The sequence below is a fragment of the Erythrobacter sp. Dej080120_24 genome (assembly GCF_036322605.1).
Classification (GTDB): Bacteria; Pseudomonadota; Alphaproteobacteria; order Sphingomonadales; family Sphingomonadaceae; genus Erythrobacter; species Erythrobacter aurantius.
In genome coordinates this window covers 2,611,093-2,624,059 of the sequence record NZ_AP027262.1, presented here as the reverse complement: position 1 = coordinate 2,624,059, position 12,967 = coordinate 2,611,093, and the positions used below count along the sequence as shown (strand labels likewise).

The 12,967-nt window shown below is 63.9% G+C and carries 12 protein-coding genes and 1 tRNA gene; 8 read left to right on the top strand and 5 right to left on the bottom strand.

Annotated features, from left to right (window positions below; translation table 11 throughout):
- The first annotated feature begins 2 nt into the window (after window positions 1-2).
- From egtD to AABA34_RS12590, 4 genes are all read left to right on the top strand, one after another.
- Window positions 3-989 carry an L-histidine N(alpha)-methyltransferase gene (egtD, locus tag AABA34_RS12605; RefSeq protein ID WP_338302906.1) on the top strand — a complete coding sequence of 329 codons (987 nt, stop codon included), beginning with the start codon at window positions 3-5 and terminating at the stop codon, window positions 987-989.
- Between the two features lie 45 nt (window positions 990-1,034).
- Entirely contained in the window at window positions 1,035-1,991 is a 957-nt protein-coding gene (locus AABA34_RS12600; RefSeq protein ID WP_338302905.1) for an NAD(P)/FAD-dependent oxidoreductase, read from the top strand.
- 90 nt (window positions 1,992-2,081) lie between these two features.
- Complete coding sequence (locus AABA34_RS12595; protein WP_338302903.1) at window positions 2,082-2,846, top strand: SDR family NAD(P)-dependent oxidoreductase; 765 nt, start codon at window positions 2,082-2,084, stop codon at window positions 2,844-2,846.
- A 12-nt stretch (window positions 2,847-2,858) separates the two neighbouring features.
- Window positions 2,859-3,056 (top strand): DUF5522 domain-containing protein, encoded by a 198-nt coding sequence (locus tag AABA34_RS12590; RefSeq protein WP_338302902.1) that lies wholly within the window; start codon window positions 2,859-2,861, stop codon window positions 3,054-3,056.
- Between the two features lie 146 nt (window positions 3,057-3,202).
- On the opposite strand, the gene AABA34_RS12585 is transcribed toward AABA34_RS12590, so the two are convergent.
- From AABA34_RS12585 to yghU, 3 genes are all read right to left on the bottom strand, one after another.
- Window positions 3,203-3,277 (bottom strand) — tRNA-Gln (locus tag AABA34_RS12585).
- A 67-nt stretch (window positions 3,278-3,344) separates the two neighbouring features.
- A complete protein-coding gene (locus tag AABA34_RS12580) occupies window positions 3,345-4,736 on the bottom strand; it encodes an MFS transporter (protein ID WP_051699879.1) in 1,392 nt (463 codons plus the stop codon).
- A gap of 80 nt (window positions 4,737-4,816) precedes the next feature.
- On the bottom strand, window positions 4,817-5,683 hold the full coding sequence (yghU, locus tag AABA34_RS12575) for a glutathione-dependent disulfide-bond oxidoreductase (protein ID WP_338302901.1): 867 nt from the start codon (window positions 5,681-5,683) through the stop codon (window positions 4,817-4,819).
- 237 nt (window positions 5,684-5,920) lie between these two features.
- Here yghU and AABA34_RS12570 point away from each other — a divergent pair, with 237 nt between their 5' ends.
- The 3 genes from AABA34_RS12570 (at window position 5,921) to AABA34_RS12560 (ending at window position 10,449) form a co-directional block, all read left to right on the top strand.
- Entirely contained in the window at window positions 5,921-8,002 is a 2,082-nt protein-coding gene (locus AABA34_RS12570; RefSeq protein ID WP_338302900.1) for an NAD(+) synthase, read from the top strand.
- 17 nt (window positions 8,003-8,019) lie between these two features.
- Window positions 8,020-8,907: a DMT family transporter gene (locus tag AABA34_RS12565; protein WP_338302899.1), complete on the top strand. Its 888-nt coding sequence runs from the start codon at window positions 8,020-8,022 to the stop codon at window positions 8,905-8,907.
- Between the two features lie 153 nt (window positions 8,908-9,060).
- On the top strand, window positions 9,061-10,449 hold the full coding sequence (locus tag AABA34_RS12560) for an MFS transporter (protein ID WP_338302898.1): 1,389 nt from the start codon (window positions 9,061-9,063) through the stop codon (window positions 10,447-10,449).
- A 14-nt stretch (window positions 10,450-10,463) separates the two neighbouring features.
- On the opposite strand, the gene AABA34_RS12555 is transcribed toward AABA34_RS12560, so the two are convergent.
- A complete protein-coding gene (locus AABA34_RS12555) occupies window positions 10,464-11,057 on the bottom strand; it encodes an FMN-dependent NADH-azoreductase (protein WP_338302897.1) in 594 nt (197 codons plus the stop codon).
- A 90-nt stretch (window positions 11,058-11,147) separates the two neighbouring features.
- Window positions 11,148-11,855, bottom strand: coding sequence for a pirin family protein (locus AABA34_RS12550; RefSeq protein WP_034954511.1), 708 nt, complete (start codon window positions 11,853-11,855; stop codon window positions 11,148-11,150).
- Between the two features lie 133 nt (window positions 11,856-11,988).
- Here AABA34_RS12550 and AABA34_RS12545 point away from each other — a divergent pair, with 133 nt between their 5' ends.
- Window positions 11,989-12,876, top strand: a complete 888-nt coding sequence (locus AABA34_RS12545) for a LysR family transcriptional regulator (RefSeq protein WP_338302896.1) — start codon at window positions 11,989-11,991, stop codon at window positions 12,874-12,876.
- Window positions 12,877-12,967: the final 91 nt, after the last annotated feature.

Genomic DNA, 12,967 nt, shown 5'->3' with positions numbered 1-12,967 from the left:
AAGTGCCAACCGAAAAAGGTCTGAGGCTGGTCACACGCGATGCCGAAGGGGTGGACACCGCGTTCCGCAGCGATGTGTTGGCAGGTCTGGCCCAAGTGCCCAAGGCGATCCCTGCGCGCTGGTTTTACGACGATGCCGGATCGCAGTTGTTCGAGGATATCACCCGGCTGCCCGAATATTACCCGACCCGCGCCGAAACCGAGATCCTGACGCAGCGCTCGGCCGATTTCGCCGCGATGATCGGCGAAGGGCGCGCGGTGGTGGAGTTCGGATCGGGTTCTTCGGTGAAGACCCCGCTGCTGCTGTCGGCCATCAATACGGCGGCCTATGTCCCGCTGGATATCGCGGGCGATTTCCTGCGCGCTGCGGCGGCCGATCTGGCGGCGAAGTTTCCCGGCCTGCCGGTCTATCCGGTGGAGGCCGATTTCATGCGGCAGGTCGCGCTGCCCGAAGAGGTGGCTGCGCTGCCCAAGCTCGGGTTCTTCCCTGGCTCCACCATCGGCAACATGGTGGCGCGCACTGCGGTCGATCTGCTCCGCAACATGCGCGAAACGCTGGGCGTGGGATCGCAATTGCTGATCGGCATGGATCTGATCAAGGATGAAAGCGTGCTGGTTGCCGCCTATGACGATGCGGCGGGAGTGACGGCGCAGTTCAACCTCAACCTGATCCGCCGCGTCAATCGCGAGCTTGCAGGTGACATCCCGATCGACGAATTGCGCCACGAAGCGCGCTGGAACGACGATTTCGCCCGGGTCGAGATGCATCTCGTCGCCACGCGCGACATCGCCTTCACCGTTGCGGGGCAGAGGTTCACGCTGGCCGAGGGCGAAAGCATCCATACCGAAAACAGCCACAAGTTCGATTCGCGCACTTCCAACATGCTGCTGCATGCGGGCGGGTGGGAACCGGTGGCGCGCTGGACCGATGACGAAGGGCGGTTTTCGTTGCTGCTGGCAGAGGCGCGGCCCAACCGGATGGCTCCCTAGGTCCTGACCCTAGAAACCACTCTTTGCGTGGCGCGTTGGGCGGGCATGGACAGACAGGAAATCGATACTCTCGTCATTGGCGCCGGCATGGCCGGGCTGACTTGCGCCACCCGGATCGCACGCGAAGGCGATGCGGTTTGCGTCATCGACAAGGGACGCGGGCCGGGAGGCCGGATGGCCGCCCGCCGCACCGAAATCGCCGGGGAAACGGTGTCCTTCGATCATGGCGCGCAATATTTCACGGCACGCGATCCGCGCTTCAAAGCGGTGGTGGAGGAGTGGGAGGCGCAAGGCGTGGTCGCCCGCTGGCCTGCCGCCGGGGAAGACGCATGGGTCGGCACCCCCGGCATGAACGCCCCGATCCGGGCGATGGCACAGGAACTGGACGTGCGCTGGAACACGCGCGCGCACAAGATTTCCTACACCAACAGCCGATGGCACGTTGATGCGGGGGAGGACCGGTTCTCCGCCGTCGCCCTGCTGATCGCCGTGCCTGCCGAACAGGCGTTCGATCTGCTCGACGGCCTTGCTCCGGTGTGGGCGCGGGAAGTTGCGGGCGCCACGTCCGAGCCGTGCTGGGCCGTCATGGCCGGTTTTGCGCAAAGGCTGGATATAGAGGCGGACGCGCTCCGCGATCCGCAGGCGCCGATTTCATGGGCGGCGCGCAATTCGGCCAAGCCCGGACGCAGCGGAGGCGAATGCTGGGTGCTGCACGCATCGCCGCAGCGCAGCCGTGAAATCATCGACTTGCCGCCTGATGAGGTCGGGCCGCTGCTGCTCGACGATTTCTTCCGCCAGACCGGGGCCGCACCCGCCGCGCCGGTACACCTTGCGGCGCATCGCTGGCTGTACGCCATGCCGCGCGCGATTTCGGGCGAGCCAGCGCGCTATGATATCGAGATCGCTTTTGGGCTGGCTGGCGATTACCTCCATTCCCCGCGTGTCGAAGGTGCGTGGCTTTCGGGCAATGCGCTTGCCGATTTGGTGCTCTGGGACGTTTGACCTGTAGCGACGGGGGCCACCATTACCGTTAGTGGACGAAGCGGCGCTGACGGCCCAATCCTCTCTCCATAATCCCAGTGGAGAGAACCAATGCACCAATTGTTCGACCTTTCAGGCAAGACCGCCGTCGTCACCGGAGCCGGTCGCGGAATCGGGGATGGGATCGCCCACCTGCTCGCCGAAGCGGGCGCCAATGTCGTGTGCGCGGCGCGCAGCATGGACCAGATCGAGCGGGTCGCCGCCGACATCAACGCCGCCGGATACGGCACGCGCGCGGTGGCGCAGGCGACCGATGTTTCCTCTGCCGCCGACATGGACGCGCTGGCGCAGCGCGCGGTCGATGAATTCGGGCGGCTCGATATATGGATCAACAATGCGGGCGGTTCGCTGGTGTCCGCGCCGATCACCGAGCTTGACCCGGCAGAGTGGGACAAGACGCTGGCGGTGAACCTGTCGAGCGTGTTCTACGGCGTGCGCGCGGCGGCGCGGCACATGAAGGACGGCGGCGCGATCGTGAACACGTCGAGCATGGCGGGGCGCGATCCGTTCCCCGGCAGCGGCCATTACAGCGCGGCCAAGGCGGGGGTGAACATGCTGACAAAGACGCTGGCGCTGGAGCTTGGCCCGCAGAAAATCCGCGTCAACGCGATCCTGCCGGGCTTTGTCCCAACTGACACGGTGAAAAAGGCGCTGAGCATGAGCGATGAGGATTTCGGCCCGCTGCTCGAACAGTTGAACCTGCCCGCCGGACGGCTCGGCACCCCGCGCGATATCGCCGCCTGCGTGCTGTATCTGGTCGGCGATTCAGGCGAATGGGTGACGGGACAGAACCTGTGCATCGCCGGAACGGTCTGATATGCGCGGCGCGTGACTGAACCGCGCCCCGCCAATCCGCCCGCATACGAAGCCCTGCACGAAGCCGCCTGCGCGCGCGGGGAGCGCAGCTATATCGACCCCGAAACCGAATTCATGGTGTTCACCCGGCTAGCCCACCTCGACCGCGGCAAATGCTGCGGATCGGCGTGCAGACACTGCCCGTTCGATCATGTGAATGTGAAGAAGTAGCAGTTCGCTAACGGCAACAATCGGTCCGCAGGACCGCAAGGCCGACTGGCCGCCCGGAGGGGTGGCCCCGCAGGGGTCGGGCCCCCGGAGGATAGCCGAGGGGCCGGATGGCCCCGCTGGCGCTTGAAGCAAAAAGAAACAAAATATGGCTGGGGTGGCAGGGATCGAACCTGCGAATGGCGGTACCAAAAACCGCTGCCTTACCACTTGGCTACACCCCAGCAGGGAACGCGCGATATAGCGGGCTGAAAGCAAATGTGAAGGGGGTTTGCAGCGCTTCTTTCCCGCTTATTCGCCGGAACCTGCAGCAGCCGTGCGCCGCACCGAAAGATCGCGCTCGATCCGGGCGATGGTTGCATGGTCAAGCCGGTAGAACAGCATGGCAATCCCCGCCGGAATCAGGATCAGGCCAGGGATCACGGCAAAAGCGGCGTTGATCCCGGCGATCGCCTCGGCGCTTTGCGCGGCGCCCGGATCAAAGCCGTTCCATTCCAGCACGAGACCGGGGAGCGCGCTGCCAAGCCCCGCGCCCACCTTCACCGCGAACACCGAAGCCGCCAGCGTCAGCGCGGTCATCGGCTTGCCGAATTTCCAGTCGATGAATTCGGCAATGTCGGTGAACATCGAAAACGCCAGCACCATCAGGAAGCCGAAGCCGATGCCGACGAACAATTGCGCCAGCGTCTGCCCCCACACCGCATCAATCGGCATCAGCCAGAACGCGAGGATGCCGGCACCCTTCAGAAAGCCGCCGGAGATGATGAGGTGCGATTTCTCAAACCGGTTTTGCAGCAGATAGCCGATCACCACACCGCTGACCTGGCCCAGCGCCAGCGCGGTCAGGAACAGGCCGAACCGGTCGAGGAACAGGAACACCGGCGCGCCATCGTCGCCCACGACATATTTGTAATAGAACCGCGCGCTCGATGCGCGGCTGGCGATGGCGAGCACGCCGAACACCGAAGACACCGCCAGCGCCACCCATGCGCCGGTGCGCACCAGATTGCCGAGATCGCCGCGCACCGAATTGTTGGTGGGCGAGGGCGGGATGCGTTCCTGCGTGGTGGCAAAGGTGATGAGGTAGCAGACCACCGAAACCGCCGCGAACACCGCCATTGTCAGCATGACGCCGCGCGCTTCGTCGCCTGCGCCCAGCTCGCGGATCAGAGTGGTCGCCAGCACGCCGACAAGGATGCCCGAAAGGCCCGAAAAGAACATGCGGTATGCGGTGACATTGGCGCGCTGCGTTGCCGAAGGGGAGATTACGCCCAGCAACCCGCCATAGGGCACGTTGACGGCGGTAAAGGCCAGCATGGTCACGCCATAGGTGGCATAGGCCCAGACCAGCAGCCATCCGGGTGACATCTCGGGTGCGGAGAAAATCAGGAAGCCGGTGACGCCATAGGGAATCGCGCCGAACAGCAGATAGGGACGGTACCGGCCCCAGCGTGTGCGGGTGCGGTCGGATATCAGGCCCATCACCGGATCGGTGATCGCATCGAACACCCGCGACAAAAGCAGCATCAACGCCATCGCGGCGGGCGCGACACCGCCCAGATCGACGAAGAAATACAGCAGATAAGCGGCAAAGAAGTTGAGATACAGGCCCGAGGGTAGATCCCCGATCCCGTAGCCCAGTTTTTCGCTTAATCGAATTCGTTCAGGCGCTTTCGCGTCCAAGGCATGTCCTCACTCGGATACGATAATGGGCCGGAAGCCCGAAGGTTTCCAGCCCATTCGTCGAAACGCCAAAAAAGCGCTCAGAAAGTGAAATCGAGGTTCTTGCCTTCGAAGTCCGCTGCGGAGTGGCGCGTGGCGAGCTGCTGATCCTCGTCACCCCACACCTTGTTGACCAGCCGCCCACGCTGCACGCCCGGACGCTGCGCGATCTCGCGCGCCCAGCGGGCGACGTTCTGATATTCGTCGATGCTCAGGAAGGTCTTGGCATCGTTGTAGATCGTGCCTGCGACAAACGGGGCAAGCCACGGGAAATTGGCCATGTCGGCGATGGTGTATTCGTCACCGGCGAGGAAGCGGGTCTGGCCCAGTTGCTTGTCGGCGACATCGAAGATGCGCTTGGCCTCCATCGCATAGCGGTTGATCGGGTATTCGTATTTCTCCGGCGCATAGGCGTAGAAATGGCCGAAGCCGCCGCCGATGAACGGCCCGGTGCCGACCTGCCAGAACACCCAGCTCAGCACTTCGGCGCGGCTCGCCGGGTCTTTGGGCAGAAACTCGCCGAACTTCTCGGCCAGATGCACCAGGATCGCGCCGCTTTCGAACACGCGGAATTCGGTGTCGCCGCTGGCATCCACCAGCGCGGGGATTTTCGAATTGGGATTGATCGCGACGAAGCCGCTGGTGAACTGATCGCCATTGCCGATGTTGACGGTGAAGGCGTCGTATTCCGCGCCCTTGTGGCCCAGCTCGAGCAATTCCTCGAGCATGATCGTCACCTTCACCCCGTTGGGCGTGGCGAGCGAATAGAGCTGGAACGGATTGTCGCCGCGCGGCAGATCGCGTTCCTCGCGCGCACCGGCAGTGGGGCGGTTTATATTGGCGAAGCGGCCACCGGATTCGGTATCGACGCTCCAGACTTTGGGCGGAGTGTAGGTAGGATCGGCCATTTGCTGTGTCTCCTTGGACGGGCCCCTTGGATGGGCCCCTTGGATGGGCCCCTTGGATGGGCAGTGTTTCCCAAGCTGTCCCTTGCAAAACCAAGTGGCGCTTTGCCCGCATTTGCGCAACCGCCAGCGCGCATGGTTTGTCTGTCAGCTTCAAAAGCGAAGCTTTTGCTCGCTCTAGGAAGCTTAAGCCTTTGCCGCTAGAGCACTGGGACAAGCAAACCGGAGCGCCTGCGGATCATGGCCGATACATCGCATCCCTTTTACGACATGCACGCCCACGGCTTTGTGCGGGTGGCAACGGCAACGCCCGCGCACCGCACCGCCGATGTCGCCTATAATGTCGCCGGGATCATGGCCGAGGCGCGGCGCGCGCATGAACAGAACGTCGATCTGGTGGTGTATCCCGAACTGTGCGTGTCATCCTACGCGGTTGACGATCTGCACCTGCAAAACGCCATGCTGGACGCAAGCGAGGCGGCGATTGGCGAGATAGCGGAGGCAAGCTCGGAGCTTTCCCCGGTGCTCGTCATCGGTGCGCCGCTGCGCCGCAATGCCAAGATCTACAATTGCGCGGTGGTGATCGCGGGCGGTGAAGTGCTGGGGGTGATCCCCAAGAGCTACCTGCCCAATTACCGCGAATTCTATGAAAAGCGCTGGTTCGCGCATGGCCGCAATTGCCAGGATCTGTGGATCGGCGTGAACGGAGAGGAAGTGCCGTTTGGCACCGATCTGATCTTTTCCGCGTCGAACCTGCCCGGATTCACCTTTGGCGTGGAAATCTGCGAGGATTTCTGGGCGCCCAATCCGCCGGGTACGCTGGCCGCGCTCGCAGGCGCCCTGATCCTGTGCAATCTTTCCGCCTCGCCCGTCACCATCGGACGCGCGGATGATCGCCATCTGCACTGCCGTTCGTCCAGCGCGCGTTCGATCTGCGCCTATGTCTATTCGGCCAGCGGCCACGGCGAAAGCACCACTGACCTTTCATGGGACGGGCAGGGCGTCGTCTATGAAATGGGCGGATTGCTGGCGGAGAGCACGCGGTTCGATCTCCACCCGGAACTGTGCGTGGTCGATATCGACACTGATCGGATCGCGGGCGAGCGGATGCGCAACCAGACCTTTGCCGACGCGGCAGAGGCGCATGACCGGCCTGAGGATACATTCCGCCGGGTGGTCTTCGAACACGCGCACCAGCCGGGCGATGTCGGCCTGATCCGTCCGGTCGCACGTTTCCCCTTCGTCCCCAGCAATGAAAAGACGCTGGAAGAAGACTGCTATGAAGCCTTCAACATTCAGGTTGATGCGCTGATGCGGCGGATTCAGGCGACGCGCGCGAAAAGCCTCGTCATCGGGATTTCGGGCGGGCTGGATTCCACGCACGCTCTGATCGTCGCGGCCAAGGCGTGCGACCGGCTGGGCCTGCCGCGCACCACCATTCGCGGCTACACCATGCCCGGCTTCGCCACTTCGGACGAGACAAAGGGCAATGCGTGGAAGCTGATGGAGGCGTTCGGCATCACGGCGGAGGAGATCGACATCCGCCCCGCCGCCACCCGCATGCTGGAGGACATGGGCCACCCCTATGCCGATGGAGAGCCGCATTACGATGTGACTTTCGAAAACGTGCAGGCGGGCCTGCGCACCGATTACCTGTTCCGGCTGGCCGGGCAGCATCACGGGTTTGTCGTGGGCACGGGCGATCTTTCCGAACTGGCGCTGGGGTGGTGCACCTATGGCGTGGGCGATCACATGAGCCATTACGGCGTGAACGCGGGCGTGCCCAAGACGCTGATCCGCTATCTCATCCGCTGGACCGCGCAGACCGGGCAATTCAGCGACGAATGCGGCAAGGTGCTGATGGCGGTGTATGACACGGTGATCTCGCCCGAGCTGGTGCCTGCAGGCGAAGACGGCGCGATCCAGGATACCGAGGCGCATGTCGGCCCATACGAGCTCAACGACTTCTTCCTCCACCACACCATCCGCTTCGGCCAGCGACCCGGCAAGATCGCGTTTCTGGCGTGGCATGCGTGGAAGGATGCGAGCGCGGGGCAATGGCCCGCCGGTTTCCCGCAAGAGCGCAAGAATCAGTACGACCTCGCCGAAATCGCGAGCTGGCTGGAATTGTTCGTGAAGCGGTTCTTCGGCTTTTCCCAGTTCAAGCGCAGCGCGCTGCCCAACGGGCCGAAGGTCTCCTCGCAAGGGGCGCTGTCCCCGCGCGGCGACTGGCGCGCACCGTCGGATGCGGTGGCCGATGTGTGGCTGGCGGATCTGCACAAGAGCCTGCCGCAAGGCACTCTGCCCGCACAAAAGGGCTGATCGCACTGCCCGGTTCGTTGCCTTTTTCCGCGATTGCGGTGCTGCTCGTCTGCAATGTTTTGTGGGCGCTCAATGTCGTCGTCAGCAAGCTGGCGGTGGACGATCTTGCCATGCCGCCGTTGTTCTATGCGGCGCTGCGTTCGCTGCTGGTGGTGATCGCGCTCGCGCCCTTGTTGCGCCGGGTGCCGTCGAGCCTGCCGCGTGTGCTGCTGATCGGGCTTGCGATCAGCGGCGGATCGTTTTCGCTGCTGTTCATCGGCTTGCAGACAGCATCGCCATCGGCGGCGGGGATCGTCAGCCTGACAGGCGCTCCGCTGACGGTGCTGTTCGCGATCCTGTTCCTGAAAGAGCAGGTGCGCTGGCGGCGCGGGCTGGGCATCGCGTTGACCTTTGCCGGGGTGGTCATCGCCATCGGCTCGCCTTCGGGATTGGAGAGCGGCTGGGGCCTTGCCTATGTCTTTGCCGGAGCGGTGATCGGCGCGGCGGGATCGGTGTTCTTCAAACGGATCGATATCGGCGCGGTGGAGATGCAGGCGTGGGCGGGACTGGCCTCGGTCTGCGTGCTGTTCCCGCTCTCCTTCACGCTGGAGACCGGCCAGATCGAAGCCGTCAGCGCCGCCCCGCTGGCGATTGCGGGATGCGTGCTGTTTGCCGGGCTGATCGTTTCCGTCGGCGCGCATTCGAGCTATTACCGGTTGTTGCAGCGGCACGATGCCAATCTGGTGGTGCCCTTCACCCTGCTTACCCCTCTGCTCACCATCGGCTTTGGCGCGTGGCTGACGGGCGATCCCATCGGCTGGACCCTGATCGCAGGCGGGGGGCTGGCAGTCTGCGGCGTGGCGATCATCGTGCTGCGGCCCAGCACCAAGCTGTTCAAGCCGTTGCTGGTACGCCCGCGCATCTGACCCCGCGCCGTATCGTCAAAAAAGCGTCAAACCCGCGCGCGTCCGGGCCTGTCGTTTGCATTGCGCCGATGGAAGCCTAAGCTGCGAGGGCAGGGTCGCTGATGCCGCGCCACACAAGCCGTTAACGGTGGGCGTCAATCAGTGGGGGCAGATTTGACGACTCAGACGACACCTGCGCGTTCCGCCGGTCTGGTGCTTGAACATTCGCGAGCCTTGCGGTTGTTCACTCTCTTCATTCTCTATGTCGGACAGGGCATGCCGATCGGGCTGTTCTGGTTTGCGATCCCGGCGTGGATGGCAGTGAATGGCGCTCCGGCGGCTGACGTTGGATCGGTCGCCGCGCTTACCGCGCTGCCTTGGTCATTGAAGCTGGTCAACGGCTTCATCATGGATCGTTACACCTTCCTGCCGATGGGCCGCCGCCGCGTGTGGATCATCGGTGCGCAAGGGGTGATGATCGCATTTCTCGTCATCGCCGCGCTGATCGATCCGGGTGTGACCGACGTCGCGATCCTTGGCGGTATCGGCTTTGCCGTAAACATGGCGACAACGTTCCAGGATGTCGCGGTCGACGGGCTTGCGGTGGACATCATGTCCGAAGACGAACGCGCGCGGGGCAGCGGCATGATGTTTGGCGGGCAGTCGATCGGAATTGCCACGGCGACGGCGATCTGCGGCTTCGTGATCGAGGATTTCGGCGCGCCCGCCGCCTTCCTGATCGTCGCCGCGATCATTCTTGCCTTGTGCGTCTACATCGCCGCCTTCCGCGAGCGTGACGGTGAACAGCTGATGCCGTGGAGCGGGGGCGCATCGCATCCGCGCAATCTTGCGATCCAGCTTGAGGCGTGGTGGCCGCTGCTCAAATCGACCTTCCTTTCGATGGGCAAGCTCGTCAGCCTGCTGTGGCTGCCGGTGCTGTTCGGGCGGGGCATACTTTATGGCGGCTTTACCGGAGCAACCCCTTTGATCGGCGCGAATTACGGCGGGTGGGACACCTCCGAGATCGCCTCGCTCACCGCCACCGCCGGGCTGGTTGCGGGCGTGCTGTGCATGACGCTGGGTGGCTGGCTGGGCGATCGCTACGGCGCGAAACGGATCGCGATCATGTGGTGCGTGCTGCAACTGACGATGATCGCCGCCATGTATCTGGGGCAGCAATTCTGGGGCAATCCGGTGGTCTTCATGGCCTTCGTCTATTCGTGGATCGCGATGGACATGCTGCTGACCGTGGCGGCGCTGCCGATATCGATGCGGCTGTGCGATCCCAAGGTCGCCGCGACCCAGTTCACGATCTACATGGCGGTGAGCAATTTCGGGATCTCGTTTGGCGCCTTCATGCTGGGCAAGACCGATGCGATGGGCGGCCTTTCCTCGATCTTCCTCGTTGTAGGAGCGGGGATCGTGGTGGCGATGTCGCTGCTGCTGCTCGTCAAATATCCGCGCCGTCCCGAATATTACGCCAAGCAGACGCAGGCGGCGATGATGTTCGAGCGCGTAGGAAAAGGCGGCGGACCGCTGCCTGAACGATCCGCCGCCTCGTGATTTCCTGACCCGGTTCAGCCGACCAGTTCGGCAACCTTTTCATGGGCGCGGTCAATCTTTTCCCTACCATCCGCGCCCATGATTCCGTCAGCGGCAACCACTTCGACATCAGAGATGCCGAGGAAGCCGAGGAAGAAGATCAGCCAACGGCTCATGAAGTCGATATCGCTGCCCACCGGCGTTCCGCCCGACGCGATCGCGAGATAGGCCTTCTTCCCTTCGAGCAGGCCGACAGGGCCGGTTTCGGTGTATTTGAAGGTCGTCCCGGCGCGGGCGACCAGATCGGCCCATGCCTTCACAGTCGCGGGCACGCCGAAATTGTAGATCGGGCTGGCGATGACGATGGTGTCGGCGGCCTGAAGTTCGGCGATCAGCGTATCGGCAATCGCGGCCAGTTCCGCCTGTTCGGGCGTGCGATCGGCGGCGGGGGTAAGGTTCGCGCCAAAGCGGTCTGCGCTGACATAGGGCAGATCATTGGCCGACAGGTCGCGGCGGGTGACGCTCGCCCCGGTTTTCGCGGCAAGCCCTTCGACCAGACGATTGCCCAGCGCGTTGGAGATGCTTTCGTCGCCGCGGATGCTGGCGGTGATGTGGAGGATGTTCGACATTGGGGAAACTCCTTTGAGGGAATGAAGGGGGTGGGGGCTGACCGTTAGGGGAGAGGGAGGGGGAACGCGGTCAGCCCCCGAGGGAAGGTGTCAGGCGGCGTCGACCAGCACGACTTCGCTGTCTTCGAGCGCGGTGATCGTCACCTGCTCCAGCTGCGTAATGGCGACCCCGTCGCGGGCGTTTGCCTCGACGTCGTCCACGCGCACCTTGCCGGTTGCGGGGACAAGGTAGAGGTGGCGATCGGCCGAGGAGGGCGTGTAGGTCACGCTTTCGCCCGCCTTGATCGTCGCGCCCAGTACGCGGGCCTTGCTGCGGATCGGCAGGGCGCCGTTCTGGTTGTCGTTGGCAATCCCGCTGGCGAGCGGGACGAAAGCGCCGGCACGATCACCCTTGGGGAACTGCTTGGCGCCCCAACTGGGTTCGCCGCCGCGTTCATCCGGGATGATCCAGATCTGGAACAGCGTGGTGTCCTCGCCTTCCAGATTGTATTCCGAATGGCGCACGCCATTGCCCGCGCTCATCACCTGCACATCGCCCGCTTCGGTGCGGCCTTCATTGCCCATGGAATCGCGATGGGTGATCGCGCCTTTGCGGACATAGGTGATGATTTCCATGTCGTTGTGCGGGTGAGTGGGAAAGCCCGTTCCCGGCGCAATCGTGTCGTCGTTCCAGACGCGCAAGGCACCCCAGTGGACCCGCGCAGGATCGTGATAGCCGGCGAAGGAAAAGTGGTGATGCGCATCGAGCCACCCGTGATTGGCGGCGCCGAGCGTGTTGAATGGACGCAGTTCGATCATGGCTCTTGTCTCCTTTTCTGCGGGGGCCCTTGGGCGATCCCCGCGTCGTTGAGGGGTAGATAGGCCAGCGCTTTTGACCGGAAAACTGCGATAAAACTTGCCAAGATGTTCGGAATATCTGAATATCTGTGATATGAAGCTCGGCGATCCCAGTCTCGATCAATTGCGCATCTTCATCGCGGTGGTGGAGGAAGGCAGCTTTGGCGGCGCGGCGCGGCGGATGGGGCGCGCAGTCTCCGCGATCAGTTACGGCATCGCGCAGCTTGAGGCGCAGCTTGCCGTCACCCTGTTCGAACGCGAAGGTTCGCGCAAACCGGTGCTGACCGAAGCGGGCGAAGGGCTGCTGGCCGAAGCGCGCGCCGTGGCAGACCGGGTGGACGGGCTGCTGGCCAAGACCCGGTCCTTGCATGCGGGGCTGGAAAGTAATCTAGGCTTGGTGCTCGACGTGATGTTGCCGGGCGAAGTCACGGCAAAGGTGCTGCGGAATTTCCGCGAAACCTTCCCCACCGTCGCGCTGCGGCTGCGGGTGGAGGGGCTGGGCGCGGTGGTGGAATGCCTGCTCGACGAAGGAGCGCAGCTTGCCATTGGCGGCCCGATCATCGGCGAAGACCCGGCGCTGGAGCGGCAGGCGGTAGGCGAGGTCGATCTGATCCCCGTCGCCGTGCTCGATCACCCGCTGGCGCAGGGCAATATCGCACCGGGCGAAAGCCGCCGCCACCTGCAACTGGTGCTGTCAGACCGTTCCCGCCGGACCGAGGGGCGCGAGTTTTCGGTGCTCAGCCCGCTGACATGGCGGCTGGGCGATCTGGGCGCAAAGCACACGCTGCTGAAGGCGGGGCTGGGCTGGGGCAATATGCCGCGCGAAATGGTGGCGGGCGATCTGGCCTCGGGCGCTCTGGTTGAGCTGGACCTGCCCGAACGGCCCGGCGCGCATTACCAGCTCAGCGCGATCTGGCGCCGCGACACGCGGCTAGGCCCGGCGACAAGCTGGCTGATCGACGCGTTCCGCGACGCGCTCTAGAGCGGTTTCCGACCATTCCGGGTCATCTCGATTGCCGCCAAGAGCCGCGCTGGCAAGGCGCGGTGCACAGCAGGGGCTGGTTGCCCCTGCA

What these genes read in the sequence shown, in the direction of transcription:
- AABA34_RS12545 (WP_338302896.1), top strand. Translation starts at nt 11,989, where the DNA reads ATGAAGCTCGGCGATCCCAGTCTCGATCAATTGCGCATCTTCATCGCG.
- yghU (WP_338302901.1), bottom strand. Translation starts at nt 5,683, where the DNA reads ATGGCCGATCCTACCTACACTCCGCCCAAAGTCTGGAGCGTCGATACC.
- AABA34_RS12555 (WP_338302897.1), bottom strand. Translation starts at nt 11,057, where the DNA reads ATGTCGAACATCCTCCACATCACCGCCAGCATCCGCGGCGACGAAAGC.
- AABA34_RS12570 (WP_338302900.1), top strand. Translation starts at nt 5,921, where the DNA reads ATGGCCGATACATCGCATCCCTTTTACGACATGCACGCCCACGGCTTT.
- AABA34_RS12600 (WP_338302905.1), top strand. Translation starts at nt 1,035, where the DNA reads ATGGACAGACAGGAAATCGATACTCTCGTCATTGGCGCCGGCATGGCC.
- AABA34_RS12595 (WP_338302903.1), top strand. Translation starts at nt 2,082, where the DNA reads ATGCACCAATTGTTCGACCTTTCAGGCAAGACCGCCGTCGTCACCGGA.
- AABA34_RS12550 (WP_034954511.1), bottom strand. Translation starts at nt 11,855, where the DNA reads ATGATCGAACTGCGTCCATTCAACACGCTCGGCGCCGCCAATCACGGG.